Origin of the sequence: Pontibaca salina (assembly GCF_016307205.1) — a bacterium.
Taxonomy (GTDB): Bacteria; Pseudomonadota; Alphaproteobacteria; order Rhodobacterales; family Rhodobacteraceae; genus Pontibaca; species Pontibaca salina.
In genome coordinates this window covers 12,964-39,489 of sequence record NZ_JAEIJD010000006.1, presented here as the reverse complement: position 1 = coordinate 39,489, position 26,526 = coordinate 12,964, and the positions used below count along the sequence as shown (strand labels likewise).

At 55.7% G+C, this 26,526-nt stretch carries 27 protein-coding genes; 12 read left to right on the top strand and 15 right to left on the bottom strand.

What is annotated here, in order from left to right; all coding sequences use genetic code 11:
• Positions 1–48: 48 nt before the first annotated feature.
• Positions 49–1,254 (bottom strand): helix-turn-helix domain-containing protein, encoded by a 1,206-nt coding sequence (locus tag JAO82_RS08785; RefSeq protein ID WP_198686009.1) that lies wholly within the window; start codon positions 1,252–1,254, stop codon positions 49–51.
• 126 nt (positions 1,255–1,380) lie between these two features.
• Positions 1,381–2,604 carry a 5-aminolevulinate synthase gene (gene hemA, locus JAO82_RS08780; protein WP_198686008.1) on the bottom strand — a complete coding sequence of 408 codons (1,224 nt, stop codon included), beginning with the start codon at positions 2,602–2,604 and terminating at the stop codon, positions 1,381–1,383.
• Between the two features lie 281 nt (positions 2,605–2,885).
• Here hemA and JAO82_RS08775 point away from each other — a divergent pair, with 281 nt between their 5' ends.
• Positions 2,886–4,271 carry a dipeptidase gene (locus JAO82_RS08775; RefSeq protein WP_198686007.1) on the top strand — a complete coding sequence of 462 codons (1,386 nt, stop codon included), beginning with the start codon at positions 2,886–2,888 and terminating at the stop codon, positions 4,269–4,271.
• A 3-nt stretch (positions 4,272–4,274) separates the two neighbouring features.
• Here the strand turns inward: JAO82_RS08775 and JAO82_RS08770 are convergent, their stop codons facing one another.
• The 3 genes from JAO82_RS08770 to JAO82_RS08760 all read right to left on the bottom strand — a co-directional run bounded on the left by JAO82_RS08770 (position 4,275) and on the right by JAO82_RS08760 (position 6,712).
• Positions 4,275–4,880, bottom strand: a complete 606-nt coding sequence (locus JAO82_RS08770) for a thiamine diphosphokinase (RefSeq protein ID WP_232897309.1) — start codon at positions 4,878–4,880, stop codon at positions 4,275–4,277.
• A 300-nt stretch (positions 4,881–5,180) separates the two neighbouring features.
• Complete coding sequence (locus tag JAO82_RS08765) at positions 5,181–5,417, bottom strand: DUF2842 domain-containing protein (protein ID WP_198686005.1); 237 nt, start codon at positions 5,415–5,417, stop codon at positions 5,181–5,183.
• Positions 5,417–6,712 carry an adenylosuccinate synthase gene (locus tag JAO82_RS08760; protein ID WP_198686004.1) on the bottom strand — a complete coding sequence of 432 codons (1,296 nt, stop codon included), beginning with the start codon at positions 6,710–6,712 and terminating at the stop codon, positions 5,417–5,419. The genes JAO82_RS08765 and JAO82_RS08760 overlap by 1 nt, the downstream gene beginning before the upstream one ends.
• A 154-nt stretch (positions 6,713–6,866) precedes the next feature.
• On the opposite strand from JAO82_RS08760, the gene secG reads away from it, so the two are divergent.
• From secG to JAO82_RS08710, 10 genes are all read left to right on the top strand, one after another.
• On the top strand, positions 6,867–7,250 hold the full coding sequence (gene secG, locus JAO82_RS08755) for a preprotein translocase subunit SecG (protein ID WP_198686003.1): 384 nt from the start codon (positions 6,867–6,869) through the stop codon (positions 7,248–7,250).
• Positions 7,251–7,410: 160 nt separating this feature from the next.
• Complete coding sequence (locus JAO82_RS08750; RefSeq protein WP_198686002.1) at positions 7,411–9,054, top strand: CTP synthase; 1,644 nt, start codon at positions 7,411–7,413, stop codon at positions 9,052–9,054.
• Positions 9,055–9,122: 68 nt separating this feature from the next.
• On the top strand, positions 9,123–9,566 hold the full coding sequence (locus JAO82_RS08745) for a tellurite resistance TerB family protein (protein WP_198686001.1): 444 nt from the start codon (positions 9,123–9,125) through the stop codon (positions 9,564–9,566).
• Positions 9,567–9,606: 40 nt separating this feature from the next.
• A complete protein-coding gene (locus JAO82_RS08740) occupies positions 9,607–10,044 on the top strand; it encodes a tellurite resistance TerB family protein (protein WP_198686000.1) in 438 nt (145 codons plus the stop codon).
• Positions 10,045–10,146: 102 nt separating this feature from the next.
• Positions 10,147–10,923: an ABC transporter ATP-binding protein gene (locus JAO82_RS08735; protein WP_198685999.1), complete on the top strand. Its 777-nt coding sequence runs from the start codon at positions 10,147–10,149 to the stop codon at positions 10,921–10,923.
• 26 nt (positions 10,924–10,949) lie between these two features.
• Complete coding sequence (locus JAO82_RS08730) at positions 10,950–11,678, top strand: transporter substrate-binding domain-containing protein (protein WP_198685998.1); 729 nt, start codon at positions 10,950–10,952, stop codon at positions 11,676–11,678.
• Positions 11,679–11,767: 89 nt separating this feature from the next.
• Positions 11,768–12,655, top strand: a complete 888-nt coding sequence (locus JAO82_RS08725; protein WP_198685997.1) for an ABC transporter permease — start codon at positions 11,768–11,770, stop codon at positions 12,653–12,655.
• Positions 12,652–13,461 carry an ABC transporter permease gene (locus JAO82_RS08720; RefSeq protein ID WP_198685996.1) on the top strand — a complete coding sequence of 270 codons (810 nt, stop codon included), beginning with the start codon at positions 12,652–12,654 and terminating at the stop codon, positions 13,459–13,461. Before JAO82_RS08725 ends, JAO82_RS08720 begins: the two co-directional genes overlap by 4 nt.
• Positions 13,462–13,505: 44 nt before the next feature.
• Complete coding sequence (locus JAO82_RS08715) at positions 13,506–14,177, top strand: type 1 glutamine amidotransferase (protein WP_198685995.1); 672 nt, start codon at positions 13,506–13,508, stop codon at positions 14,175–14,177.
• A 218-nt stretch (positions 14,178–14,395) separates the two neighbouring features.
• Positions 14,396–15,610, top strand: coding sequence for a DegT/DnrJ/EryC1/StrS family aminotransferase (locus JAO82_RS08710; protein ID WP_198685994.1), 1,215 nt, complete (start codon positions 14,396–14,398; stop codon positions 15,608–15,610).
• Positions 15,611–15,630: 20 nt separating this feature from the next.
• Here JAO82_RS08710 and phaR read toward each other — a convergent pair whose 3' ends face one another.
• From phaR to phaC, 3 genes are all read right to left on the bottom strand, one after another.
• Positions 15,631–16,191 carry a polyhydroxyalkanoate synthesis repressor PhaR gene (gene phaR / locus JAO82_RS08705; RefSeq protein ID WP_198685993.1) on the bottom strand — a complete coding sequence of 187 codons (561 nt, stop codon included), beginning with the start codon at positions 16,189–16,191 and terminating at the stop codon, positions 15,631–15,633.
• 135 nt (positions 16,192–16,326) lie between these two features.
• Positions 16,327–16,773 (bottom strand): phasin, PhaP, encoded by a 447-nt coding sequence (locus JAO82_RS08700; RefSeq protein ID WP_198685992.1) that lies wholly within the window; start codon positions 16,771–16,773, stop codon positions 16,327–16,329.
• Positions 16,774–16,908: 135 nt separating this feature from the next.
• Complete coding sequence (gene phaC, locus JAO82_RS08695; RefSeq protein WP_198685991.1) at positions 16,909–18,714, bottom strand: class I poly(R)-hydroxyalkanoic acid synthase; 1,806 nt, start codon at positions 18,712–18,714, stop codon at positions 16,909–16,911.
• A gap of 109 nt (positions 18,715–18,823) precedes the next feature.
• On the opposite strand from phaC, the gene phaZ reads away from it, so the two are divergent.
• A complete protein-coding gene (gene phaZ, locus JAO82_RS08690; protein WP_198685990.1) occupies positions 18,824–20,110 on the top strand; it encodes a polyhydroxyalkanoate depolymerase in 1,287 nt (428 codons plus the stop codon).
• A 125-nt stretch (positions 20,111–20,235) separates the two neighbouring features.
• Here phaZ and JAO82_RS08685 read toward each other — a convergent pair whose 3' ends face one another.
• From JAO82_RS08685 to ureC, 7 genes are all read right to left on the bottom strand, one after another.
• Entirely contained in the window at positions 20,236–20,880 is a 645-nt protein-coding gene (locus JAO82_RS08685) for an ANTAR domain-containing response regulator (protein ID WP_332872510.1), read from the bottom strand.
• Positions 20,881–20,885: 5 nt separating this feature from the next.
• Positions 20,886–22,070 carry a transporter substrate-binding domain-containing protein gene (locus JAO82_RS08680; RefSeq protein WP_198685988.1) on the bottom strand — a complete coding sequence of 395 codons (1,185 nt, stop codon included), beginning with the start codon at positions 22,068–22,070 and terminating at the stop codon, positions 20,886–20,888.
• A gap of 190 nt (positions 22,071–22,260) precedes the next feature.
• Positions 22,261–22,629 carry a BRO-N domain-containing protein gene (locus tag JAO82_RS14460; RefSeq protein ID WP_198685987.1) on the bottom strand — a complete coding sequence of 123 codons (369 nt, stop codon included), beginning with the start codon at positions 22,627–22,629 and terminating at the stop codon, positions 22,261–22,263.
• A gap of 139 nt (positions 22,630–22,768) precedes the next feature.
• Complete coding sequence (locus JAO82_RS08670) at positions 22,769–23,176, bottom strand: nuclear transport factor 2 family protein (RefSeq protein WP_198685986.1); 408 nt, start codon at positions 23,174–23,176, stop codon at positions 22,769–22,771.
• A gap of 95 nt (positions 23,177–23,271) precedes the next feature.
• On the bottom strand, positions 23,272–23,994 hold the full coding sequence (locus JAO82_RS08665; RefSeq protein ID WP_198685985.1) for an urease accessory protein UreD: 723 nt from the start codon (positions 23,992–23,994) through the stop codon (positions 23,272–23,274).
• 148 nt (positions 23,995–24,142) lie between these two features.
• Positions 24,143–24,799, bottom strand: coding sequence for an urease accessory protein UreG (gene ureG, locus JAO82_RS08660; protein WP_232897307.1), 657 nt, complete (start codon positions 24,797–24,799; stop codon positions 24,143–24,145).
• Between the two features lie 9 nt (positions 24,800–24,808).
• Positions 24,809–26,521, bottom strand: a complete 1,713-nt coding sequence (gene ureC, locus JAO82_RS08655) for an urease subunit alpha (RefSeq protein ID WP_198685984.1) — start codon at positions 26,519–26,521, stop codon at positions 24,809–24,811.
• Between the last annotated feature and the right edge of the window lie 5 nt (positions 26,522–26,526).

Genomic DNA, 26,526 nt, shown 5'->3' with positions numbered 1-26,526 from the left:
GTCGAGTTAGATAATCCGCATTTGCGCCTGCCGCAACGTCGCGGAACGTCACTGACTGTTGACTGCTGAATCAGTCTGGGCTTCGGCGACCATGCGGGCCAAATCTTGATCCTGCTCCAGATCGGCCACCTGAAACTGTGCGCTGATCTCTTCGGCCGAAAGCGCCAGATTTGAGGTCACCATGCCCCGCTTTCCGATGGGGCCGTAATGTGCACCATCCATGGCGAAATAAATTGCCCCGGATTCGCCTGCACGCAAAGTCGGCGGCTCTTCCATTGCGGGCACTTCATAGGTCTGACCGCTTTCCATAATCCCTTCGTAGATGACAGTGCCATCTGCGGCTCTGACCCGCACCCATGAAGGCCGCACCGCGACCATGCGCAGCGCCGGAGCCTCGGGTGCGACCACCTGCGGCATCGCCGCAGCGACGGCGGCTTCGATCTGATCAGCAAAAATCTGCGATGGCGCCGCCGAGCGAATATTTGGCACCTGAAAGGTTCCCACTTCGCGCGGGTCCAGCGTGGAAATCGGCGCATCACGCGCCACCAGCACCGGCACATCCAGCGCCGGCGGGCGGTACAGCCGGTCGAGCGCTTCGGCTGTCGGCACAGATGGGTCGCCTTCTTCTCCGGCCCGGCTCAGCGGATCAAGATCGCTAAGCACCATTGGCGTCTGATCAACTGGGGCAAACTTTACCTGCTGCACCTGTTTCAACACCGTCCAGCCACCAAGCCCAATTCCGGCAATCAACCCGACAAGAATGACCAAAGAGCCAATGGCGCGTGGTTCGAGGTGACTGAACAGACCACCCGACTCTGGCATAAAGGGCGTGTGGGGGGCCAAAAGGGGATCGCGCTGGTTGCGATGCGGTTTTTGGCCCAAGGTCGAGTCTCTAATCACGGAGGCGTCGACCGACATGCCATGAGCCACGGTGAACCCGCTTTCGTTGCAGAACTCGGAAAATGTCTCATCCGGGTCCAGACCCAGATACCGTGCATAAGACCGGACGTAACCCGCAATGAAACCCGGCGTATCAAATGCCGAAGGGTCTGCGTTTTCGATAGCAGCAATATAAGAGGCTTTGATCCGCAGTTCGCGCTGCACATCAAGTAATGATTTTCCCATGGTGGCCCGTTCACCACGCATGATGTCACCAAGACGCAAATCAAAGTCGTCAAACCCCTTGGGTCCGCTACCCTCAGGGTTGTCGTCTTCGTTGTCTCCAGTCATGCGCGATGACTTGCGCCTGATCATCTTTACGTTCCCGTGTTACCTGCTGCCCAGCTTTGGCCACGCCGCAATTTCTCTCGATTCGTGCATGGCTTTCGTTGACACGAAGTTAACACGTCACGATAAGTTTTGCACACAGGTTAGGGGGCTTCAGCCCGCCATTTCGGCGCGATTCAGCGCACAATGCGACCAAAGCGAGTCCATTGCACGAATCAGCTTGTCCATTTGATCGGGCCCATGAACCGGCGACGGCGTAAAGCGCAAGCGTTCTGTCCCGCGCGGCACAGTGGGAAAGTTGATTGGCTGAACGTAGATGCCGAAATCTTCCAGCAACATATCACTCAACTTTTTGGTGTGGACCGGATCGCCCACGATCACCGGCACGATGTGACTGCCATGATCGATGATCGGCAAGCCCATAGCCTTGAGCCGGGTCTTGAGGATCTTCGCCTGCGTCTGGTGCTCTTCACGCAGATCAGAAGCGGATTTGAGCCAGGATACCGAGGCAGCCGCGCCTGCAGCCACCGCTGGCGGAAGCGATGTAGTGAAGATGAAGCCCGGTGCATAAGACCTTACAGCATCGCACATTTTCGCACTGGCAGCGATATAGCCGCCCATCACACCATAGGCTTTGGCCAAGGTACCGTTGATGATGTCCAGCCGGTGCATCAGACGGTCGCGTTCGGCAACGCCGCCACCGCGCTGGCCGTACATGCCCACGGCATGGACTTCGTCGATATAGGTCAGCGCGTTGAACTCGTCGGCGAGATCGCAGATCGCTTCGATCGGGGCAAAATCGCCGTCCATCGAATAGATTGACTCAAATGCGATCAGTTTGGGCACATCAGGATCGTCTGCGGCCAGAAGTTCGCGCAAATGCTCCAGATCGTTATGTCGGAAAATACGCCGTGCGCCGCCATTGCGGCGGATACCTTCGATCATGCTGGCGTGGTTCAGAGCGTCGGAATAGATGATCAGACCGGGAAACAGGCGCGGCAGCGTCGACAGCGTGGCATCATTGGCGATATAGGCGCTAGTGAACACGAGGGCAGATTCTTTACCATGAAGATCGGCCAGCTCGGATTCGAGCCGTTTGTGATAGATCGTCGTACCCGAAATATTGCGCGTACCGCCTGACCCTGCGCCGGTCGAATCCAGCGCATCATGCATCGCGGACAGAACCACCGGATGCTGCCCCATCCCCAGATAATCATTGCCACACCAAACGGTGATATCACGTTCGGTTCCATCCGAACGGGTCCAGACTGCATGAGGATACTGGCCTTTGCGGCGCTCAATGTCGATGAAGGTGCGATAGCGACCTTCTTCGTGCAATCGGTCGATCGCCGTGTCGAGTTTTGCGGTATAGTCCACCGGGCGCCTCCATTATCTCATGCCGTTATCACCCGGCCCTATGCGGCGTGGGGCCGCATTCGCTTCATTGAATGCATACAGATCACGCACCTTATGATCAACCTAGTAGGCCTTGACGACATGTCGCAGTCTTGCTCTGGACCGACCTCGCCCAGAAAACGCCTTTGAAACGGAAGGCGGCACCTTGGCCACACGGGCGCGGTACATTGATGAACTGGCCCTCTGGACAGTTGCCGCTTCACTGTTACCTTACCACGACCCACCAGCAAGGAGCCATGAATATGTCCCTGGACGCCGTTCTGCACCACATTGATTCCGACGTGCCCAACGCCATTGATCGGTTGCTGGAATTGCTGCGTATCCCGTCAATTTCAACCGATCCCGCCTTTAAGGTCGATTGCGAGCGCGCGGCAGACTGGCTGGTAAGTGACCTGCAAGCCTTGGGCATATCAGCAGAAAAACGCGCGACTCCGGGGCATCCGATGGTTGTCGGTCATATCGATGGCAAGGGGCCGCACCTTCTGTTCTATGGGCATTACGATGTGCAGCCGGTTGATCCTCTCAGCCTGTGGGACACACCGCCCTTCGAGCCGCAACTGCAGGACACTCCAAAAGGCAAGGTGATCCGGGGCCGCGGCGCATCGGATGATAAGGGCCAATTAATGACCTTCGTCGAGGCCTGTCGCGCGTGGATCGCGGTGAACGGTACCCTGCCCTGCAAGATTACCTTTTTTCTTGAGGGTGAGGAAGAGTCCGGTTCTCCATCTCTGGTGCCGTTCATGCGGGAAAACGCCGATGAGTTGAAAGCCGATATCGCGCTGATCTGCGACACATCGATGGTGTCACGCGGGGTGCCGTCGATCGCATCGCAGTTGCGCGGCATGCTCAAGGACGAATTCACCATTATCGGGCCGCGCATCGATCTTCATTCAGGCTATTACGGCGGCCCAGGCCTGAACCCGCTGCGTGAGATGGCACGGATTATCGCATCCTTCCATGACGAGAACACCGGGCGCGTCGCCGTCGAGGGCTTTTACGATGGTGTGCACGAGGTGCCGCAGGAACAGTTGCGCCAGTGGCAAGATTGCGGCTTCGACGAAAAGGAATATCTTTCATCGGTCGGCTATACGCAGCCGCATGGCGAAAAGGGATATTCCACGCTGGAACAGCAATGGGCGCGCCCGACGCTGGAAATCAACGGCATGTGGGGCGGTTATACCGGCGCGGGGTCGAAAACTGTGATCCCGTCTGGTGCGCACTGCAAGCTGACCTGCCGGCTCGTCGGTGACATGGATCCGAACACAGTGCGCGACAAGGTCCGCGCCCATGTCGAGGCCCACCTGTCGCCCGACGCGCGGGTCGAATGGAACGACGACTTTGAAGGGTCTCCCGCTTCGGTGATGAATATCAAGCGCCCCGAATTCGCCGCCGCGCAAAAGGCGCTGTCGGATGAGTGGAACCGCGAGGCGGTGTTCACCGGCATGGGCGGATCGATCCCGATTGCCGGATATTTCAAGACGGTGCTGGACATGGATGCGATGCTGATCGGCTTTGCCAATGACGACGACGCGATTCACTCTCCAAACGAGAAATACGATCTGGAGAGTTTCCACAAAGGGATCCGTAGCTGGGCGCGTATTCTAGATAGCCTTACCGCCGACACCTGAGATCTAGGGCAAAGTGATTGCCCGCATGACCTCCGCCAGATTTGTGCGAGGCAGCATCACCAGCATGCCATCGCTATCAAGCTCTAGCGTCATCGCTCCGGTGGCCTGGTTTGACGTGCCGATCAGGCCGTCAGGCGCAAGCGCCAAGCCATTGATCGGCCATTTCAACCCGGTTGAGCGTCCGGAGATTGCATGCATCGGAAACAGAGACACCCGCTCACCACTGAACAGATCCAGTTGCAGAGATCGCGGTGCATGAAATACGAGATCCTTGTCGCCCAAAAGAACACAAGGCCGGGACGAAAGGCGGACCAGCGTGTTAAGCGCCGCCAACTGGTGATCCAGCCGCCCGCCCGTGAAGCCAATACCGACAACGACGGGCGCCGAGATATTGCGCAACGCCTTGTCAAAATCGGTGCTGTCTTGTTCGGTGATGCGATGTACGCGCTCTGCCGGTAGCCGGGCAAGCGCTTCCGCGTCCAGCGAATCAAGATCACCAATCACCGCTTGGGGCATATACCCGGCGTCCAGCGCCGTAATTGCGCCACTGTCGGCGGCTACCAGAACCGGCGCATGGGACAGCGCCAATTCAAGGTCACCCCTGCCCATAGGCCCGCCCCCGACCAAGGTAACCGCCCGCGAAGTTTGAACGATAGGAGCAGTCATGAGCGCGATTAACCGTTTGTTAGAATTGACGACGGAGCATCGCCGCGGCGCAGTGCCTTCCTATCGACGGCTTTTGCCTCACGGCCCAAGCGTTTTCAATAAGGAGAAGTCGGGCGACTTCATAGCAACAATATCCACAAACGCTCGCCACGTCAGATCAGGATCAGTCTGCCAGCTCTGCCGACCGCCGAGAGGAGTGATTCTCTCAGGTCGCTGACGGATGCAGAATCAACACAACTCCAGTTACCGCTGATCCCGGTCTGCCTGCTCTTCGGGGTCGGCCTGCCCGACCCCGCGAAATATAAAGCGGAACGGTAAGGCCCACAGAATACCCAGTCCGACGTGGATTGCTAATTCCACGATCATCGACGGGCGGTCAAACCGACCCACGATCGTGACGGCCGCCACAACATAAAGCGGCAGCCCAATCAGCAGGATCACCAGCGACCAGCGCCTGCGGGCCTTGTACCCCAATGCCATCAGTCGGCGAACGGATCGGTGACGAGAATCGTGTCTTCACGCTCCGGCGATGTCGACAGCATTGCCACCGGACAATCGATCAACTCCTCGACCCGGCGGACATATTTTATCGCGTTCGCAGGAAGGTCAGCCCACGAGCGCGCGCCCTCGGTGCTTTCGCTCCAGCCTGGCATTTCCTCGTAGATTGGTGTGCATCGCGCCTGCTTGTCAGCGGCGGTCGGCAGATATTCCAACTTTTCTCCGTCCAATTCATAGCCGGTGCAGATCTTCAGGGTCTCGAACCCATCCAGAACGTCCAGCTTGGTCAAGGCAATCCCGTTGACGCCGCTTGTCGCACAGGTTTGGCGCACCAGCACCGCATCGAACCAGCCGCAGCGCCGCTGGCGTCCGGTGACGGTGCCGAACTCGCGTCCCCGCTCGCCCAAACGCTGCCCATCGGCGTCATCGAGTTCGGTCGGAAACGGCCCCTCGCCCACACGGGTGGTATAGGCCTTGACGATCCCCAGAACGAAATCAATCGCGCCGGGGCCAATTCCCGTACCAGTTGCCGCTTGCCCCGAGATGACATTGGAGGAGGTCACGAATGGGTAGGTCCCGAAATCGATATCCAGCAAGGCACCTTGCGCACCTTCGAAAAGGATCCGCTTACCCGCCTTGCGCTTTTCGTTCATCACCTTCCAGACCGGCGCAGCATATTGCAGGATTTCCGGCGCAATAGCCCGCAGATCGGCAATCAGCTTTTCGCGATCAACCGCCGCAATGCCCAATCCCTTGCGCAGCGGCCCGTGATGCTGAAGGGCGCGATCCACTCGCGCTTCCAGCGTCGCATCATCGGCCAGATCAGCCACCCGAACCGAACGCCGCCCGACCTTGTCCTCATAGGCCGGCCCGATACCGCGGCCGGTGGTGCCAATCTTGGTACCCTTGCTGGCGGCCTCTTCGCGGGCGCGGTCGAGTTCGCCGTGAAACGGCAGGATCAATGGTGTGTTTTCGGCGATCATCAAGGTCTCTGGCGTGATCTCGACACCTTGTTCCCGGATATTATTGATCTCATTGACCAAATGCCAAGGGTCCAGCACCACGCCATTGCCGATGACGCTGAGCTTACCACCGCGCACGACACCCGATGGGAGCGCGTTCAGCTTGTAGACTTCGCCGTCAATGACCAGCGTATGACCGGCATTATGCCCCCCTTGAAAACGGGCGATGACGTCTGCGCGCTCGCTCAGCCAGTCAACGATTTTGCCTTTTCCCTCGTCGCCCCACTGGGCGCCGACAACGACGACATTGGCCATATCTGGTCCTTATTGCAAAACTCTGGTGAAACCCGGACCCGTATAGCGTTGCCTGCGCGCAGAGGAAACCGCAATTTCGCGAGCGATATCCTCCCTTGCCCCGGTTGCCATTCTTGCCTAAACAGCCGCCAACATCCAATCGCCGTAGGGTTTCATGGAAAACGTCGTACTCATCATCCACCTGCTTCTGGCTCTCGGCCTGATTGGCGTAGTTCTTTTGCAGCGCTCCGAAGGCGGTGGCCTCGGTATGGGCGGCGGTGGTGGCGGCGGCGCTATGACGGGCCGCGCGGCAGCGACCGCGCTGGGAAAGCTGACTTGGATTTTGGCGATCGCCTTCATCTGTACGTCCCTCACCCTGACCATCTTGGCGGCAGAAAAGGCCTCCGGCACCTCGGTGATCGATCGTTTGGGCGGTAGCGTTTCCCAAGGAGCCCAGCCTGAGCCCGCACCGGCGGCGCCTCTGGGCGACGATTTATTGCCGCCGTCTTCGCCCCCGGCTTCGGGTAGTGATGAACCACTGGTACCGCGCGCCGATTAATCATCCACAACTTCAGCGGTTGAAAAGAACGCAATATCATCTTGCGGTTCCCTTGCGCCGCATGTGCGAATCCCTTACTGGTGAAATCCCGTGATGCCGCGGTTTTTCGCAGACCGGTTTGGGCGACAGAAATCATCGATCACGGGGGCAGCCAACAGCAATGGCGCGTTTCATCTTCATTACCGGCGGCGTGGTATCCTCACTGGGCAAGGGCCTTGCCTCGGCAGCGTTGGGGGCTTTACTTCAGGCGCGGGGCTATTCGGTCCGCCTGCGTAAATTGGACCCCTATCTGAACGTCGATCCCGGCACCATGAGCCCGTTCGAGCACGGCGAGGTGTTCGTGACCGATGACGGTGCGGAAACCGATCTGGATCTGGGACATTACGAACGTTTTACCGGCGTTTCTGCGCGCAAAACCGACTCGATTTCAGCCGGGCGGATCTACTCGAATGTGCTCGAGAATGAGCGGCGCGGTGATTATCTGGGCAAAACGATTCAGGTGATCCCCCACGTCACCGACGAGATCAAGGATTTCATCGATATCGGCTCGGATGAGGTCGATTTTATGCTCTGCGAAATCGGCGGCACGGTGGGCGATATCGAAGGGCTGCCGTTTTTCGAGGCGATCCGTCAGTTTTCCCAAGACAAGCCACGCGGCCAGTGCATTTTTGTGCATCTGACATTGCTGCCCTTCATCAAAGCATCGGGCGAACTGAAGACCAAACCGACTCAGCACAGTGTCAAGGAACTGCGCAGTATCGGTCTGGCGCCTGATATTCTGGTCTGTCGCTCAGAAGGGCCGATCCCTGCGAAAGAGCGCGAGAAACTTGCGTTGTTTTGCAATGTGCGTTCCGATGCGGTGATCTCGGCGCAGGATCTTCGCTCAATATACGAAGCACCGCTGGCCTATCACCGCGAAGGGCTGGATCAGGCAATTCTCGACGCCTTTCGCATTGCCCCCACCCCGCGCCCGCAGCTCAAACGCTGGGAAGATGTTGCCGACCGAATCTACAATCCCGAAGGCACCGTCAATATCGCAATTGTCGGCAAATATGTGCAACTTGAAGATGCCTACAAATCCATCGCCGAGGCGCTGACCCATGGAGGCATGGCCAACCGCGTCAAGGTGCAGATCGAATGGGTTGATGCGGAACTGTTCGACCACGAGGATCCGGCCCGACATCTGGCGGGCTTCCACGCCATCCTTGTGCCCGGCGGCTTTGGCGAGCGCGGCACCGAAGGCAAGATCAAGACCGCCCAATTTGCCCGTGAACGCAAGATTCCCTATTTGGGCATTTGCCTTGGCATGCAAATGGCGGTGATCGAAGCCGCGCGCAATGTCGCCGGTCTGAAAACCGCCGGCTCCGAGGAGTTCGATCATGAGGCGGGCAAGAAGCGGTTTGAACCCGTCGTGTATCACTTGAAGGAGTGGGTGCAGGGCAATTACACGGTCCAGCGCGCTTTGAATGACGATAAGGGTGGCACCATGCGGCTTGGTGCCTATGACGCGGTGCTGACCGAAGGGTCCAAAGTGGCAGAGATTTACGGAACCACGCAGATTGAGGAACGTCATCGCCACCGCTATGAGGTTGATACTTCCTACCGCGAAAAACTGGAAAAGGTCGGGCTGCTATTTACTGGCATGTCTCCCGATGGACGCCTACCCGAAGTCGTCGAATGGACGGATCATCCATGGTTTATCGGGGTGCAGTTCCACCCCGAGTTAAAATCTAAACCTTTCGCGCCGCATCCGCTGTTTGCCGATTTCGTGCGCGCCGCCAAAGAAAGTTCGCGGCTGGTATGATTCGGTGCTGGATTGTCACCGGTCGTTCCGGCTTGGCGTAAGGCAAGATTGGGGATAAAATGGTAGACATGTTGACCAAGCTATTCGCAACCTTCCGCGCTGACACCTCCAGCGACAACCTACCCGATCCGGATGCCGAACTTGCACTAGGGGCGTTGCTGGTGCGCGTTGCGAAATCGGATGCCGATTACCAATTCGAAGAAATCAGCCTGATTGATCGCATCTTGACCCGTCTGTTCCAGCACAATCCAGTCGAGGCGGCAAAACTGCGCGCAACTTGCGAGAAACTGCATGACGCGGCCCCCGAAACCGACACATTCGCCAAGCTGATCCGCGAAACCACCGGGCTTGAGCATCGGTTGGCCGCCCTTGACGCCCTGTGGGAGGTGGTTCTGGCAGATGGCCACGAGCGCGAAAACGAAATGCGCGTGCTGGAGCAGGCTCGCAAGGCGATGGGGCTAAGCTATATCGACAGCCAGAACGCCCGCGCGCGCGCCGAAGCCAAGCGCTAAATGCTGGCGCACCGCGCTGCGCGCACCTATATGGCTCCTCATGTTCGCTGATTTCATGAACCGGCTGCTAAAGCCCACCCCCGAGGAACTTCCCGACAGTGATGCACGGCTGGCGCTGGCGGCGCTTCTCGTCCGGGTTGCCCGGTCCGACCATGATTATGCGGCCGCCGAAATAGATCGGATCGACCGGATCCTTGCAACCCGCTATGGCCTGTCGCCGTTCGAGGCGTCAGATTTGCGCCAACGGGCCGAAACACTTGAGGCGGAGGCCCCGGATACGGTCCGCTTCACCCGCGCGATCAAGGATGCTGTGCCCTATGAGCAGCGCCTTGCTGTGATCGAGGCGCTTTGGCAGGTGGTGCTGGCCGACGGCAAACGTGCCCAGGATGAGGATGCGCTGTTGCGGTTGGTTGCAAAACTACTTGGCGTGAGTGACGTGGACAGCGCCGTGGCCCGGCAACGTGCATTCGATGGCTGAGCCAACGCCATGTGCACATCGCACAGATACGTATTGAACGTTGCATTATCGGTTCATATCCGCCCATTATCCCCTTGAAACCGCCCAAAAACCGGAGCCGCCATGGTCGCCCCCCCGCCCGTCATCGAGATCACAAACCTGCACAAGAGCTATGGTGAGCTTGAAGTGCTGAAAGGTGTCGACATCACTGCCCAGCGGGGTTCGGTGGTGTCGCTGATCGGATCGTCCGGGTCGGGCAAATCGACGCTTTTGCGCTGTGCCAACCTGCTGGAAAACAGCGAGCAGGGTGAAATCCGCTTCAAGGGTGAACCTGTCCACTGGAAGGGCAGCGGTCTGCATCGCCGCCCGGCCGACGCCAAGCAGGTGTTGCGCATCCGCACCAATCTGTCGATGGTCTTTCAGCAGTTTAATCTGTGGTCGCATATGACGATCCTGCAAAACGTCGTGGAGGCACCAGTTACCGTTCTGGGCCGCCCCAAAGCCGAGGTCGAAGAGGCTGCGCGCGCCTATCTCGACAAGGTTGGGATCGGCGACAAATGTGATGTCTGGCCTGCGCAGTTGTCCGGCGGGCAGCAACAGCGCGCCGCCATCGCCCGCGCCCTAGCGATGGAGCCCGAGGCGCTGTTGTTCGACGAACCAACCAGCGCTTTGGATCCAGAACTGGAGCAGGAAGTGATCCGGGTTATCAAGGATCTGGCCAGCGAAGGGCGCACGATGATGATTGTGACCCATGATATGAAGATGGCCCTTGATGTCAGTGATCACGTAGTGTTCCTGCATCAGGGCTTGATCGAAGAGCAGGGGCCACCTGACATGGTGTTCGGTGCGCCACGATCAGAACGATTGCGCGGGTTCCTCTCGGCTACTCACGCGGCGTGAATATTGTCTGTTAAGGGAGTTACAAAATGAAAAAAACCATCCTCGCCACTGCGGTGCTTGCGTTAAGCGCCGGCGTGGGGCTTGCTCAGGATCGCACTGTACGCATGGGCACCGAAGGCGCCTATGCGCCCTACAACTTCACCAATGACGCCGGTGAAATCGACGGGTTCGAGCGTGAGTTGGGCGATGAGCTGTGCAATCGGGCCGAGCTGACCTGCGAATGGGTCAAGAATGACTGGGATTCGATCATTCCCAATCTGGTGTCTGGCAATTACGATACGATCATGGCCGGTATGACCGTCACCGACGAACGCGAAATGGTGATCGACTTTACCCAAGATTACCAGCCACCGACCCCATCGCCTTATGTTGCACTGTCCGAGGATGTTGATCTGGAAACCGGTGTCATTGCGGCCCAGACCGGCACGCTTCAAGCGGCCTTTGTGGCCGAAACCCCAGCGACGCTGATCGAGTTCGCGACCTTTGACGAAACAATCGCCGCCCTGCGCAGTGGCGAGGCCGACGCAGTACTGGCCGATCTCGAATATCTCGCCCCGGTGGTCGAAGATTCGAGCGGTGAATTATTATTTGTCGGCGACCGTGTCCCGCTGGGCAAAGGCATCGGAATGGGCGTGCGTAAAAGTGATTCAGATCTGCGCGATACTTTTGACGCGGCAATCTCCTCGATGAAAGAAGACGGCTCGCTGAACGAATTGCTTATTAAGTGGTTCGGTGAAAACACCGCCACCTATTGACGCAACGGCGGCAGGCGCGTGACGCCGCGCCTGCCGCCCCTTAACGCGACCGCTGCCTCAAGTCAGGTGGCATCGCAGCCCGGTAGACCATGTTTTCTTTCTGCGCCGACCCTGCCACGCTTGACCGACTGCCTTGGTTCGCCTGCTATCTGACGACGGGCGTTCATATGTCGTTCTATGTGGCGTTTGCAAAAGTGGTGGTATTGCTTCTGATAACCGCGCCCGTGGCGTTGGCGTTCGGATTCCTTGGCGCAATGGCGGCGCGGGCCCACTTTCTGCCGGTTTCACTGCTGGGCAAGACCTATATTACCATCGTGCGCGGCGTGCCCGATATCGCCTTTTTCCTGTTCTTCGTGATCGCGCTGGATCAAGGGGTTGAATGGCTCCGCCATAAGGTGCTGTGCTCTGACTGGGACCAGCCGGTGCGCCAGGGCAGTGATTTCGTGGTATGCGCACAAGCCAAGCTGCCGCTGAACAGTGCGGCACAGTGGGTGCACGAAACCTATGGCTTTGCCTTGGCGATCATTACCTTCTCGATCGTGTTTGGTGCCTTTGCCGCCAACGTTATTTTCGGTGCTATGCGCGCCGTACCGCATACACAGCTGGAAACCGGTGCCGCCTATGGCATGAGCCGTCATCAGATCTTTCGCCGTATCCTGATACCGCAGATGTGGGTCTATGCCCTGCCCGGCCTATCCAATTTGTGGATGGTGCTGATCAAGGCCACTCCGCTGCTGTTCTTGCTGGGGATCGAGGATATCGTCTATTGGGCGCGGGAACTGGGTGGCACCAAATCCGGGCGCTTCACGAGCTATCCTCATGGCGACTGGCGAATGTGGTATTTTCTTGTCCTGCTGGTGTTTTACCTGTGCTTTACGCGTGTATCGGAAATTCTTCTTGAGCGCATAATGCAGCGCCTGACCCGTGGGCAGGCAACCGCAGGGGGCGAAGCTCAACGCAAGGCGGGGCTGTTATGACGTCGTGTCTGCACACCATACAGGATTACGGGCTGCGCAGCCTCGGCATCGGCGAACGCCTGCTGCCCCGTGAGGGCTTCACGCTGTGCGAACAGGTCACACTGATCGGCTCGGGCATGATCTGGAATATCTATTTCGGGGTTCTGGCACTGCTGGCAGGGTTCTTTCTGGCGACGGCATTGGCTTTGGGCAAGAACGCCCACAGCCGCTGGCTGCGCAAACCGGCCGAATGGTTCATCTTCCTGTTCCGCGGCTCACCGCTGTTCATTCAATTCTTCTTTGCCTATTTCCTGTTCCTTTCCCTGAAAAGCGTGCACCCGTTTTTCGCCCCTTTCACCGCCGCATGGGCCGGCGCACTGGTGGTTTTGTTCCTCAATACTGCCGCCTATTCTGCCGAGATTTTCTATGGCGCGCTGCAATCGATCCCCAAGGGCGATATCCAGGCGGCAGACGCTTTGGGCATGTCAGGCTGGTCACGGTTTCGCCGAATCACCTGGCCGACCATGCTGCGCCTGGCCTGGCCTGCCTATACGAACGAAGCGATCTTTCTGTTCCACGCCACAACATTGGTGTTTTTCAGCGGTTTTCCCGCCTGGCAGCAACGGGGCGACGCGCTTTATTACGCCAGTTATTTTGCCGATAAGACCTTCAATCCGTTCATCCCCTACCCGATTCTGGCGGGTTTTTTCATCCTGTGCACGCTGGGTATCATCGCGTTGTTCGGGCTGATCAACCGCCGCCTCAATCGGCATCTGCCTCAGGAAGCGCGGCAAAAAATGCGCTTGCGCTTCAACCTGATCCGATAACACTCAATGCCCTGAGCATTCCAACCAATGACATGAGCACAGCAATGAAAATAGGCATATTGCAGACTGGTCGCGCACCAAAAGAGCTGATCGACGATCTGGGTGACTATGATGTCTTGTTTCATCACCTGCTGGCGGGACATGGGTTTGAGTTCGAAACTTGGCCGGTGCTGGATATGGAGTTTCCCAGCAGCCCCAGCGAAGCGGACGGCTGGCTGATAACCGGATCAAAATTCGCCGCCTATGAGGACCACCCGTGGATCGCGCCGCTTGAGACGTTGATCCGCGACATCCGCGACCGCGGCAAGCCGCTGATCGGAATCTGTTTTGGGCACCAGATCATCGCCCAAGCGCTTGGTGGCCAGGTCGAAAAATTTTCAGGCGGCTGGGCAATCGGGCGCACCGAATACGATATGGACGGCAAACCCATCTCGTTGAACGCCTGGCACCAAGACCAGATAACACGACTTCCGGAAGGCGCGACCGTGATCGGCAGCAACTGCTTCAGCCCCTATGCGATGCTGCGCTACGGCGACACTGTAATGTCGATACAGGCCCATCCTGAATTCGACGATCACTTTATCGACGGTCTGATCCGAACGCGCGGTCCGGGGATCGTGCCAGAGAACCAGTTGAAGACAGCCGCCGCACAGCTTGGAAAAGATAACGACAGCGCCACCATCGCCGCGCTGATGGCGGCATTCTTCAAGAACTGATCCGGTCTTAGGAACAGGAATGGCGGCGCTGAACTGATGGAAACAGGCCAACGCAACTTCCGCGGTGGAAGCAAGCGGTAGAGCTTGGATATTTTTAGCGAGAAAAAGGCACAGGGCAGCGCGATTTGTCGCTCCCTGCAAGAACATAAGGGCGATGGCTTGGCACCGGCGGCGCGGTGTTTTATGTTTCCCAAAGACTGGGTTAAGGAAACCGAAATATGCGCAAGCCCCCCAATGTTCGTGATGCCGAGCCTATCCCGCCAGCCGCCCGCGATGCGATCGACGATCTGCTGCAATCGGGCGACCTGTTTCGCTACACCGCGCCACAAGACGCACCGGTCACGCTGCTGGAGAGTGAGTTCGCCGAGTTAATCGGCAGCCGATACGCGCTGGCGGTCTCGTCTTGTTCGGCGGCGCTGTTTCTGTCTCTCAAGGCGCTGAACCTGCCCCGGGACGCGCGAGTGCTGATTCCCGGGTTTACCTTTGCCGCTGTGCCGTCTTCGGTCCTGCATGCGGATTGCCTGCCGGTGCTTTGCGAGGTGGGCGACAATTACCGCATCAACCTGGCCGATTTCGAGGCGAAACTGGACGATGTGGAGGCGGTGATCATCAGCCATATGCGCGGCCATACCAGCGATATGGACGCAATTATGGGCCTGTGCGATGCGCGCGGGATTCCAGTGATCGAAGACGCAGCGCATTCACTAGGCACCACGTGGAACGGGCACAATATCGGCACAATCGGGCGGATCGGGTGTTTCTCGTTCCAGTCCTACAAGATGATCAATGCCGGCGAAGGCGGCATCCTGATCACGGACGACGCCGACCTGGTGGCGCGCGCGGTGATCATGTCGGGTGCGTACGAGCATAACTGGGCCAAGCATAAGGGACCGCGCGGCGAGAATGCGCCCGCGCTGCAACAGGCGTTCGAGCGCTGGCAGAACCGGTTGCCGCTATACAATCTGCGCATGAGCAACCTTGCCGCTGCTGTAATTCGCCCGCAATTGCCGGAACTGGCGCGGCGGGTGCGCGACGGGCAGGCCAACCATGACCACGTCGCCGCCCGGCTGAATGCAGCGCCGCATTTTCATGTCCCCGCACCGCTGAAACCCGAGCGCCGTGCACCGGATTCGATCCAGTTCAATCTGGTGGGGCTGAGCGATGCGCAGACCCGTGCCCTTGCGACCGCCGCCGAAGCCCGCGGCGTCGCGGTGCAGGTGTTCGGGATGAGTACCGACAACGCCCGCGCCTTCTGGAACTGGCAATTCATCCCCAACTTGCCCGAACTGCCCCAGACCCGCGCCATGCTGATGCGGGCCTGTGACGTGCGCCTGCCAGTCACATTGAACCGCGACGAACTGGATTTGATTGCTGATATCCTGCTGGACGCTGTTGCCGAGACGATGGGAGAATTGCGCGCCTTCGGCACCTGAATCTCGTCAAGAACTTCGGGTTATTCCAGTTTTGACAGCTTTTTCTGAAGCTCGGCCAACTGCCTTTTGATTTCGGTCAGGTTTTCACTATTTTCCGACGAGGCGTCGTCATCCTGATCCTGCGACGTCTTGGTCCAGTTGCCTGCCAACCCTCCGGTCATCGCCTTTAAAAATGCCTCTTGCTGGGCATGCATCGCCTCGAAACCGGGCATCTTGGCCATCGGGTTCAGGGCCGTCATGTTTTCGACCATCTTGGCTTGGTTTTCGCGCAACATATCGAACGATGTTTGCAAGAATTGCGGCATCATGCCGCCGCCCGGGATCATATAGCTGCGCACCAGATCATTCAGCACATTGATCGGCAGTACGTTTTCACCACGGCTTTCATGTTCGGCGATGATCTGCAAAAGATATTGCCGGGTCAGATCGTCACCCGACTTCAGGTCGACGATTTGAACCTCACGACCGGCCCGGATGAAGTCGGCGATATCGCCCAGCGTCACGTAATCGCTGGTTTCAGTATTATAAAGCCGCCGGCTTGCATAACGTTTGATCAGCAGCGGCTTTTCCTGTTTCGCCATATGATGCCCTCCCAGGACGTGATGCGTTACAAAACACTATGCGAGCGCAGAACAAAAGAAAAGGGCAGGTCGCGAGACCTGCCCTTCTGCCAGCCCGGCAATCCATGGGAGGAAGTGGATGCCGTTCGGCATTCCTTACTTCGCGGGTGCTGTTTTTTTCGCCGCCGTGGTCACGTCGTCGGTGGCTTTTTTCATTGCGGCGCTTGCTTCTGCACCAAAGTCCTTGCCAGCAGCCATCATCAGCTCGACGGTGTCCATCTGAACTTTCTTGGCGACTTCGGCGAAAGCGGCCATGTTTTCGGCAGCCACTTCAGCCGATGCCGATGCAAAATCGGTCATCGCTTTGGCATAATCGGCTGGCTCGGCCTTGGCTTTCGACATCTCGCCCAGTTTGGCGAGGGTGTCTTTGGTCCATTTGTTCGAGATTTCAGCCGATTTTCCGGCAGCCTCGATGGCCACGTTCGACAGCTTTTCGTTCAGTGTTACAGTAGATTTGAACACATCATCCATCGCACCGGTATCAACCGGGAACGACCCCATCATATCTTTGATGACGGTAGTGAAGTCTTGGGTCTTTGCCATTGGTCAGATCCTTTTCTTTTGTCTGCAGTGCGGGACGGCCCCGCTTCGTCTTCTGCCAACAATATGAATGCCGCATCGCAGCATTTCAAGAAAAATATGCTGCAATGCAGAAAGGAAGTTGATCTGGCTTTGTTTTCAGCGGCTTGCTGGAGCCGCGACATAGGTCCCAGGAGCTGGACACAGGCGCGGATGCTCTGAATCGCCTGTTTCTCGCGCCTCGATCTGCTTGCCGGAGCGTTTGGCAAGCCAGCTTTCCCAGCGCAGCCACCACGACCCTTCGAAGAATTTCGCCCCCGAGAACCAATCGGCGGCGCTCAGTGAAAGGTCTTCATTGATGTAGTGGCCGTATTTTTTCTTGCTGGGCGGATTTACAATACCGGCAATGTGACCGGATTGTGACACGATAAAGGTCTTGTCCTTCGACCGCATCTGCTGCACGCCGTGATAGCTGTCCTTCCACGCTGCGATATGGTCGCTTTCGCAGGTGATCGCGCACAGCGGTACGTCCACATCATCCAGACGCAATCTGTGGCCCATCAGCTCATAGCCGGCTTCGGCGAACTCATTGCGCTGGCACAGGCCACGCAGGTATTGATGCGCCATCCGCCCCGGCAGGTTCGTCCCGTCACCATTCCAATAGAGCAGGTCAAAGGCCGGGGGCGTCTTGCCCAGCATATAGCTGCGGATCGCCGGTGTATAAATAAGGTCGCGCGAACGCAGGAAACTGAAGGTGCGCGCCATGATATATGAGCGTAAAATGCCACGTTCATCGACTTCGGCGTCGATCGCATCGATAAAATCGTCACTTAGAAACGGAGTGAACTCGCCGTGGTCTGAGAAGTCCGTGAGCGTGGTAAAAAACGTGGCCGAATTAACCGTCTTGTCGCCCCGTTGTTTCAGCAGTGACAGCGTCAGCGCCAGCGTCGTACCGCCGATACAATAGCCGATCACATTAACCTTCTCGACGTCGCAGATCGCCTTGACCTCGCGAAGGGCAGCCAGATAACCGTCCTCGATATAATCCTCAAGCCCCGTATTGCTGTATGTCGAATCAGGGTTCACCCAACTGACGACGAACAGCGTATAGCCCTGTTCGGTAATCCATTTGATCAGACTGTTCTGGGCTTTGAGATCGAGAATGTAGTATTTGTTGATCCATGGCGGAAAGATCAGCAATGGCGTCTCATGTACGGTGTCGGTGACCGATTTATACTGGATCAACTCCATCATGCGATTCCGATAAACCACGTCGCCCGGAGTGGTAGCGATGTTACCGCCCAGTTCGAACGCGCTTTCATCGGCCAACCGCACCACGAGCTCACCATCATTAGCCTCTAGATCTGAGACAAGATTTTCCAGCCCCATAATCAGGGATTCACCTTCGGTTTCCAGCGCGCGCTCCAGCGCATCCGGATTGGTCGCTAGAAAGTTGGTGGGAGCCATCATGTCAACGATCTGGTCAGCGAAATAGCTCAAGCGGCGTTTATCCCGGTCATCCAAATCATCAATAGTTTCGACCGCCTTGCGGATGGTTTCGGCGTTCGCCAGATACTGCTTCTTGACCAAGTTGAAATACGGGTGCGTATCCCAAAGCGGGTTGGTGAAACGGGGGTCATGCGGGCCCGGATCCGCGGGCGCCGGCACCCGCCCCTTAAGCAGCGCCTGCTGGGCCTCGGCGAAATGCCTGACCGACTCACCCCAATATTCGATCTGCTTTTCCCAGATTTTCGCCGGGTTTTGGATCGCTTCGGTCCAATATGCGGCAGCGGCCCTTGCAAAAAGCTGCTGATCGGGGCCATTCAGCGCATGGTGATGCGAGGTCTTGGTGGCCATCACCTCGACCAAACGCTTGGATAATGCTTCGACGCGCTGCAGGTTTTCGGTCAACTGCCGTATTTGCTCGCTAGAAAGAGCGCCCGCCTCGCCTTGGGTAGTTGTCATTTAACTCGTTCCCCCCTAACTTTTCTGCTATGCAGAATAACATTGCCAGCTTCGGGAGGCAAAACGACGTGACATCCGGCAGCGTCGGATAAAACAAGGAGACCCGAAAGTGCGCTATATGCTAACCTATGACATGATGGAGGCAGCCCGCAATACAAATCAATGGATGGGTGCCTCGGCGCAAGCACTGGCATCGTACCCAATTTTCAGCATGATGCCTAACCCGGCACTGAACTGGATGGCAGCATGGGGCGACGTAACGGAACGCGCGTTTGAGCGCATGACCGCCAAACCTGATTGGGGTATTCGCACATTCACCGAACAGGGCCGCGACCATCTGATCAAGATCGAAACGGTGGTTGAAAAACCATTCGGCAACTTGCTGCATTTCAAAGTTTCAGGCCGTACGGCCCGCTCGCGCAAGGTGTTGCTGGTGGCGCCCATGTCGGGACACTATGCGACGCTGCTGCGCAGCACCGTAAAATCACTTCTGGTCGATTGCGAAGTCTATATCACCGACTGGCACAACGCACGTGACATCCCCGTCTCGCAAGGCAAATTCGATATCGAAGATTACACGCTCTATGTGGTCGACTTCATGCGTGAGATGGGGCCGGATACCCATGTGATCGCCGTTTGCCAGCCCGCGCCGCTAACTCTGGCCGCGACCGCCTACCTGGCGGAACAGGACCCCGCCGCGCAGCCGCGCACACTGACCCTGATCGGCGGGCCGGTGAACCCCGACGCTGCCCCGACCGAAGTCACTGATTTCGGTCGCCGCGTCACCATGGGGCAACTTGAAACATCGATGATACAGCGGGTCGGCTTCAAACATGCCGGCGTCGGTCGCATGGTCTATCCTGGGCTGCTGCAACTGGCGTCGTTCATTTCGATGAACGCAGAGCGCCACAATCAGGCCTTTCTGGACCAAATTGGCCGCGTCGCCCGCGAGGAAGCATCGGATTATGACGCCCATAACCGCTTCTATGACGAATATTTGGCGGTGATGGACCTGCCGGCGGAGTTCTACCTTTCGACCGTCAGACGCCTCTTCAAAGGGCTGGAAGTTGCGCATAATGAGTTCGTGGTAGGCGGACACAAGGTGGACATCGGTAAAATCACCAATGTTGCCGTAAAGACTGTCGAAGGCGCCAAGGACGATATTTCCGCCCCCGGTCAGTGCATTGCCGCTCTGGATCTTTGCACCGGCCTGCCTGACAGCAAGAAGGCCAGCCATGTCGAACCCGAGGCGGGCCATTACGGCATCTTTGCTGGACGCTCTTGGCGTGACAACATCCGTCCGCTGGTTCTTGAGTTCATCGATGCCAACAGTGACGGCAATCCGCCCGCCCAGCCGAAAGCCGGGAAGCTCAACGACAAACCCATCGTGGCGTGAGCCAGTTGCAAAAGCAACGCGCCTTTAGCGGGCAGTCAGTGCCAATTCCGATCCCCCCTGCCCTGCCCGCGGCAACACGATGAACCAAAACTTCAAATCAATCCACGTCTTTATGTTTCGGTGGTTCACTCTTCGTTAACACCTTTACTCTTAACAGCATTAGGGGCGTGACTGTTTATCCCTGGCCTAAGACCAACTTCAGCTAAAATGCCTTCGGCGTTTACGATTGATTTGGCAATTTCCTGTATGCTCACGCGTTTGTTCATAGCATGCGTTCTAAGAGCTTTATATGCGTCTTCTTCGGTCATTTCACTGTTGCATAACAACACATCCTTAGCTTTCGATAGAAGCTTGTCGCCCTCAATCCTAGACTTCAATCGCTTTATCGTGCTGTTCAGCTTCTTTTGTCTCTTAAAGTTTTGGAGCGCAACAAAAACACTAGCTACAGCCCCAAAATTACGAATCGGCAACCCTAAAACAGCATGTGGCCCCAGTCGTATAGCCTCTTCCATAATGGCTGGGTTCTCGTAGTCCAGAAGTGCTACCATAGCCGCTGGTGGCGCATCTATACTCCACTTAAGGTCTGCGCCGGCCTCGGCTACAGAACGGACCGCGACAAATACAACATCCGACATTTCGAATATTTTCGGAGACGGTGGCCAGTTAACTTCGGTCAGAAAGCCAATCCGAGTCAGATGTCGATGCAAGGTGTCCCGGTCATGTGATCGCGGCTGCACAATCAGAACTCGTAACGACTTAATATTACGCATAGCGATCAGCCTAAATGATTCCTGTTGGCCATCACAGGCGTATTTAACGTCGTCTCAGCATCATTTGTCCACGACTCAAATTTATGATTTATTAGGTAAGGGTCAGGCGCAATACTGGTCTTAGATGTACTAACGGGCACGAGATTCCCATTTGGATTAATCAATCCAATTCTTGACCATAGATGCGCGTGATGGTTTTCAGCATTCATCTTAATTGGACCTTGCGGCGCCTCAATTGAAGTGCTGAGTACCGCCTGCCGCAATGCATCAATTTCAATCGTCCCCGCAAGCTGTAGCGCCTTCGCAAACACCATCACCTGATTAAAAGCCGACTCGGCCAATGAAGAAGGACGCGCAGCCTGACCAAAGAAAGATTTATAATCGTGAACAAACTCGATGCTCTCTGGACTATCCAGTGAGGAGAAATAACTCGCCACACAGTAATGTCCGGCCGCCACGTCTGCACCCATTCTATCTATCTCCACCTCTGAAGTGACAATACTGGCGATCGGGACACCGGACTTGCGGAGATCAGTCCCGTTGTAGAAAGTATAGAAGTCATTAATCTGATTTCCCACAAGAGTGGAAAATATAACATCAGGCCTTCGCTTTTCTATGTCAAGAACGACAGCTTGAGCATCGGCAGCGGAAGAATCAAGTTCAAGATACCTTTCCCCGATCAGCTCCCCTGAGCTTTGCTTCAATAGCTCTTTAATAATACGGTTACTTTCGCGTGGGAAGACGTAATTTGCCCCAACTAGATAGAAGGATGAACCAAATCTTTGGGACATGTAATCTACCAAATGCACTGTGTACTGGTTCGGACAAGAGCCAAAATAGAACACGTGATCGGAGTACTCAAATCCTTCGTAAAACGTTGGATAAAAAAGAAGACTATCTGACCCCTCGATTGTAGGTATTAACGCCTTGCGACTAATTGATGTATGGCCACCGAAAAATATCGAAATATTATTATCGACATTCAACTGCCGCGCAAGGAGTCTGTAATTATCCTCTACACCACCGGGATCAGGTGACGTGACTTCGATAGTTCGCCCATGGACACCCCCTGCTGCGTTAATCTTGGATACGGCCAGATTTGTGCCATTTAATAACGCTGTTCCAGAACCAGACGTCGGCCCGGATTGAGAAAAAAGAACGCCAATGCGCCACGGCTGTCTGTTTGTCATCGCGCCCTATAAGACCATAGATAAATTATTATTTATTGACTTACAGATACTACAGCCGTGAGGGCTGGAAAGCCAGCTCGAAACCTGAGCGAGCGCTCACGCCAGTACCATGGTACAGCCCAAACAACCAGGTGCAATTGATCTCAACATGATAGTTCCCCATCGCTCTCAGCGGTAAACTGGATCTCACTTAAGAAACTAGGTACTTATAGTTACATACCGACGCGCGCAACCCCGGCAGCACTTCTTGAATGATCCAAAGCTGTATACTTTCAGTGCTACGCCTCCTGTTACGTTTGATCATCTCATGCAGTCCCGTTATCGTGATGCAATAGGCTCCTCGATTTGGAAAAGCAATCATGCTTCCTGTAAGCTCGGAGCGGGATACGTATCGCTTTTCACTTGCAGTGAGACCACGCAGGTTGTTGAAGGTTTGGCCTGCGGTAAGTCCCAGTAGGTCGCACACATCCCTACCCACGAACCACGGCTCATTATCAATCGTAATCGCGCGGAGGATTTTTTCGCGATACCTAAATAACCGCACAGATGATGCACTCATGAACTTTCTCACTTACATTCCGCCCACGTGAGACCCGAGATATCTTTCCAAAAGGATTCTCGATCTCTCCGCTACCCACGGCACCTTAGCAATCAGATAATGTGAGCACGGCGGTTAGCCGTGTCTTTCTGTTTTTGATTTAGTATTGGGGTACATTGTGATTCATAGCTTCCGAGATGATAGCTGTATCACAATAGTGTTTATAAGTTGTCAATACGCCACTTTTGGCGGTCCACAAATGTATGGTTTCCATCTCGAAGGACTTATCCGTTGCGGAAGCCTTCGAGCGGTACTTTCCAGTCACGATCATGGTAGTCGAATCAACTTCGATAAATCGATCAGTATCAACAGCCCAAAACTCGAAATGGGAACCAAGGTCCTCAAAGAATTTATTCACTGCCGCCAGCCCGATGTGCTCGCCACCATAGGGGAAACCTTTCATAATCCCCAAGTGGAAATCCTTCGCAAAGATTTCGCTAAAATCACCAGAGGCACCATTTACTATTTCATAGAACCGCTGAACAAGTTTACGAATATCTTGAGTCATGTGCTTTCCTCTTATCAACTTTGGGATATGTTATACAAAAAATACTGTAGGAATAATTCAGCACTGGATATCGCTAGCCCTTTCTATTAAATACTTTACTTTTTGCGTGGATTCGGTGGACTACCGGTTATTGCCAATCGTGACACCTCCCAAAGCCGTATCAAAGCGGCTCGCAACCCAATCGCGTTGCGGCTTAGTATTCGCGCAGATATTCCTCGGCCATCAGGAAGAACAGAAACGCCAACCAAACTGTCCCTAGTGTCTTCAAGGCCTCGACGACAATCATTGATAAGCTTTTCGATATCTGCCTCAGGTGCGATAGCAAAGAAATTTCCATGGCATGCATAGGCACTCATCTTGCCGGTTAATCCGGTTGCGAAATCCTTTCCGCTAAACTTAACCCGATCGATTATCATTGGCACTCCGTTTGGCCTGAAGGCGCTTAGGTCATTCTCATACATTTCGAAAACATCGCTGCCCCCCGCGTAGTCATGCGCAAGAAAACTGTCGAAGATGATCGCTGACGCAGATTCCGCGATTTCCAAACGCAATTTCGATTTCAGTTGGGCATTTGGGAACAGGATAACAGGCTCTGGGGTGAACTCCAGAAACGCTCCCTCCTCAACTTTGAGATCAGTCGATTGACAAGACGGTCCGCGCGACGCTCCATGTACAATCGTTGAGGCCTGTGTGGTTAGGTGAACCAGAGTTTTTGGCCGAGCTGTGACCTCAGTGATAAGTTCATCCTCTGTATATAGCCCACCGGAACTTGATTGAATGTAGACCGTCGCCATATCTTGGGATGGACCATCATCCATATACAATGGTCGACAAATGTGAAAAGGATATGACGAAAACTGTTTTCGTAAGAACGTTCGCTGATATGGATCGCAAGCAAACTCCATTTCGAGCCGTCCCCGACCAGGCTGAATTATCTGATCTGGCCGCGATGATATGGTGCCCCCGTCATGCATCGAGAAACAAAACATTATGAACGAGACAGTCAATCAACTCTTTTATTCCTGTTTGCTTCTTACAATCCGTCAAGATGACAGGTCGACCTTCGCGTATTTCACTTGCCTCTTTCTGCATAGAGTCGACATCGGCTCCGACATACGGCCCTATATCAATTTTATTTATGACCAACAGATCACTGCGGATAATTCCGGGTCCACGCTTTCGTGGAATGTCGTCGCCGCCACCGGTATCGATCACGAAAATCCAGTAGTCGACCAAATCAAGCGAGAACGTTGAAGCGAGATTGTCGCCACCGCTTTCGATCAAGATTACATCGGCTTGGGGAAAGTTTTGCGCCAGCGTGTCGGCCGCCGCGATATTCAACGAGGGATCTTCCCGGATAATCGTGTGAGGACAGGCTCCAGCCTCAACCGCCAGAACTCGTTCCGGTGAAATCAATCCGCTGCGTTGCAGTCGCAGCGCGTCTTCTTTTGTCACCAGATCGTTTGTCACGACGGCCACCTCAATACCTCGCTCAGCCAAGGCAGGGATTAGCTGCTCAATGAGCGCTGTCTTACCCGAGCCAACCGGTCCTCCGATACCAACCCGCGCGGCTGTTTTATTAGGCGTCTTAGTCAATTCCATGGCTATTGAAGATTTGGGCATGATTTCACCTCAGCGGAACATATAGAGTTGGGTTAACGGAAGCTTCTCTGCTGGTTCGCAGGTTGCCAAATCACCATCGACAAAGACATCGAATGTTTGCGGGTCAACGCGAATTTCGGGACACGCGTCATTGTGCAGCATGTCACTCTTTTGAAGCTTCCGCGTCCCCTGCGCTGGCAAGAGGTTCTTTGTGATGCCGAGTTTATCTGCTAGCCCGTCCGCGATGGCCATCGGATGCACGAAACAGGCAGATGTCGCGTTTTTGGCCTGCCCAAAAGCCCCCCATTGAGGGCGCATCAGAACGGGCTCACAGGTCATCAAAGAGGCCGCGCTGTCACCCATAGCTCCATAGGCAATGAAGCCACCCTTGACGATAATTTCGGGCTTAATTCCGAAGAAACCAGGCTTCCACAACACCACATCGGCCATCTTGCCTGGCTCTAACGAGCCGACATGCGCGTCGATGCCGAAGCTACGGGCGGCATTGATCGTATATTTTGCAATATAACGCTTGATCCGCACATTATCACCGCGGCGCGAGCTCTCCTCCGCCAGGCGACCGCGTTGATCTTTCATCTTAGAGGCGAGCTGCCAAGTACGGGCGATAACCTCATTAATCCGCCCCATCCCTTGACTGTCCGACCCTAACATCGAAATCGCACCAATGTCGTGCAGGATATCCTCTGCGGCAATAGTCTGAGGGCGTATACGACTTTCCGCGAAGGCTACATCCTCGGCAATCGACGGGCTCAAATGGTGGCAAACCATTGTCATGTCGAGATGTTCGTCAAACGTGTTAATAGTATACGGGTTTGTCGGGTTAGTGGAAGATGGCAAGCAGTTCATCTCACCAGCGACACGTATGACATCCGGAGCATGCCCACCACCTGCACCTTCGGTGTGGTACATATGAATTGTGCGCCCATTAATAGCGGCTAGGGTATCTTCTAGAAATCCGCTTTCGTTTAATGTGTCTGTATGAATTTGAACTTGGAAGTCTAACTCGTCAGCGACTCCGAGGCAGGTGTCAATTACCGCTGGCATTGCCCCCCAATCCTCATGGATCTTAACGCCTACGACACCTCCCAATATCTGATCATAGATCGAAAGTGGCTTTGATGTATTTCCACGCCCAAGAAACCCGAAATTTAGTGGAAAGCTTTCGGAGGCCTGAATCATCTTGCCGACATTGAAAGCACCCCCGCAGTCAATACCAACAGTTATCGGCCCTAGCGACCCGCCCATCAAAGTGGTTAAGCCCGAAGCCATGGCATGATCGCAAAGCTGCGCGCTATCGAAATGGACATGAACGTCGATACCGCCAGGAGTGGCGATCAATCCTTCGGCATCGCGCACGGTCGTGGCCGCACCACAGATCAAGTTATGATCCACTCCCGCCATAGTTTCTGGATTGCCGGCCTTACCGATACCGACAATTTTGCCATCCTTGATTCCTATATCTCCCTTTACGATCCCGATAACCGGATCAATTACCGTCGCGTTACACAGAAGCATGTCAAGCGCACCCATTGCGCTGTCGTAACCTGGGGTGAGGCCCAACCCGTCGCGCAGAGTCTTCCCCCCTCCATGCAGGCACTCATCGCCGTAGGTGGTGAAATCATGCTCGATCTCGGCAAATAGATTGGTATCGCCGAGGCGAACGGCATCTCCCGTCGTAGGGCCATACATTTGTGCATAATGCTTTCGATTCATCCAAGCCATTTTCT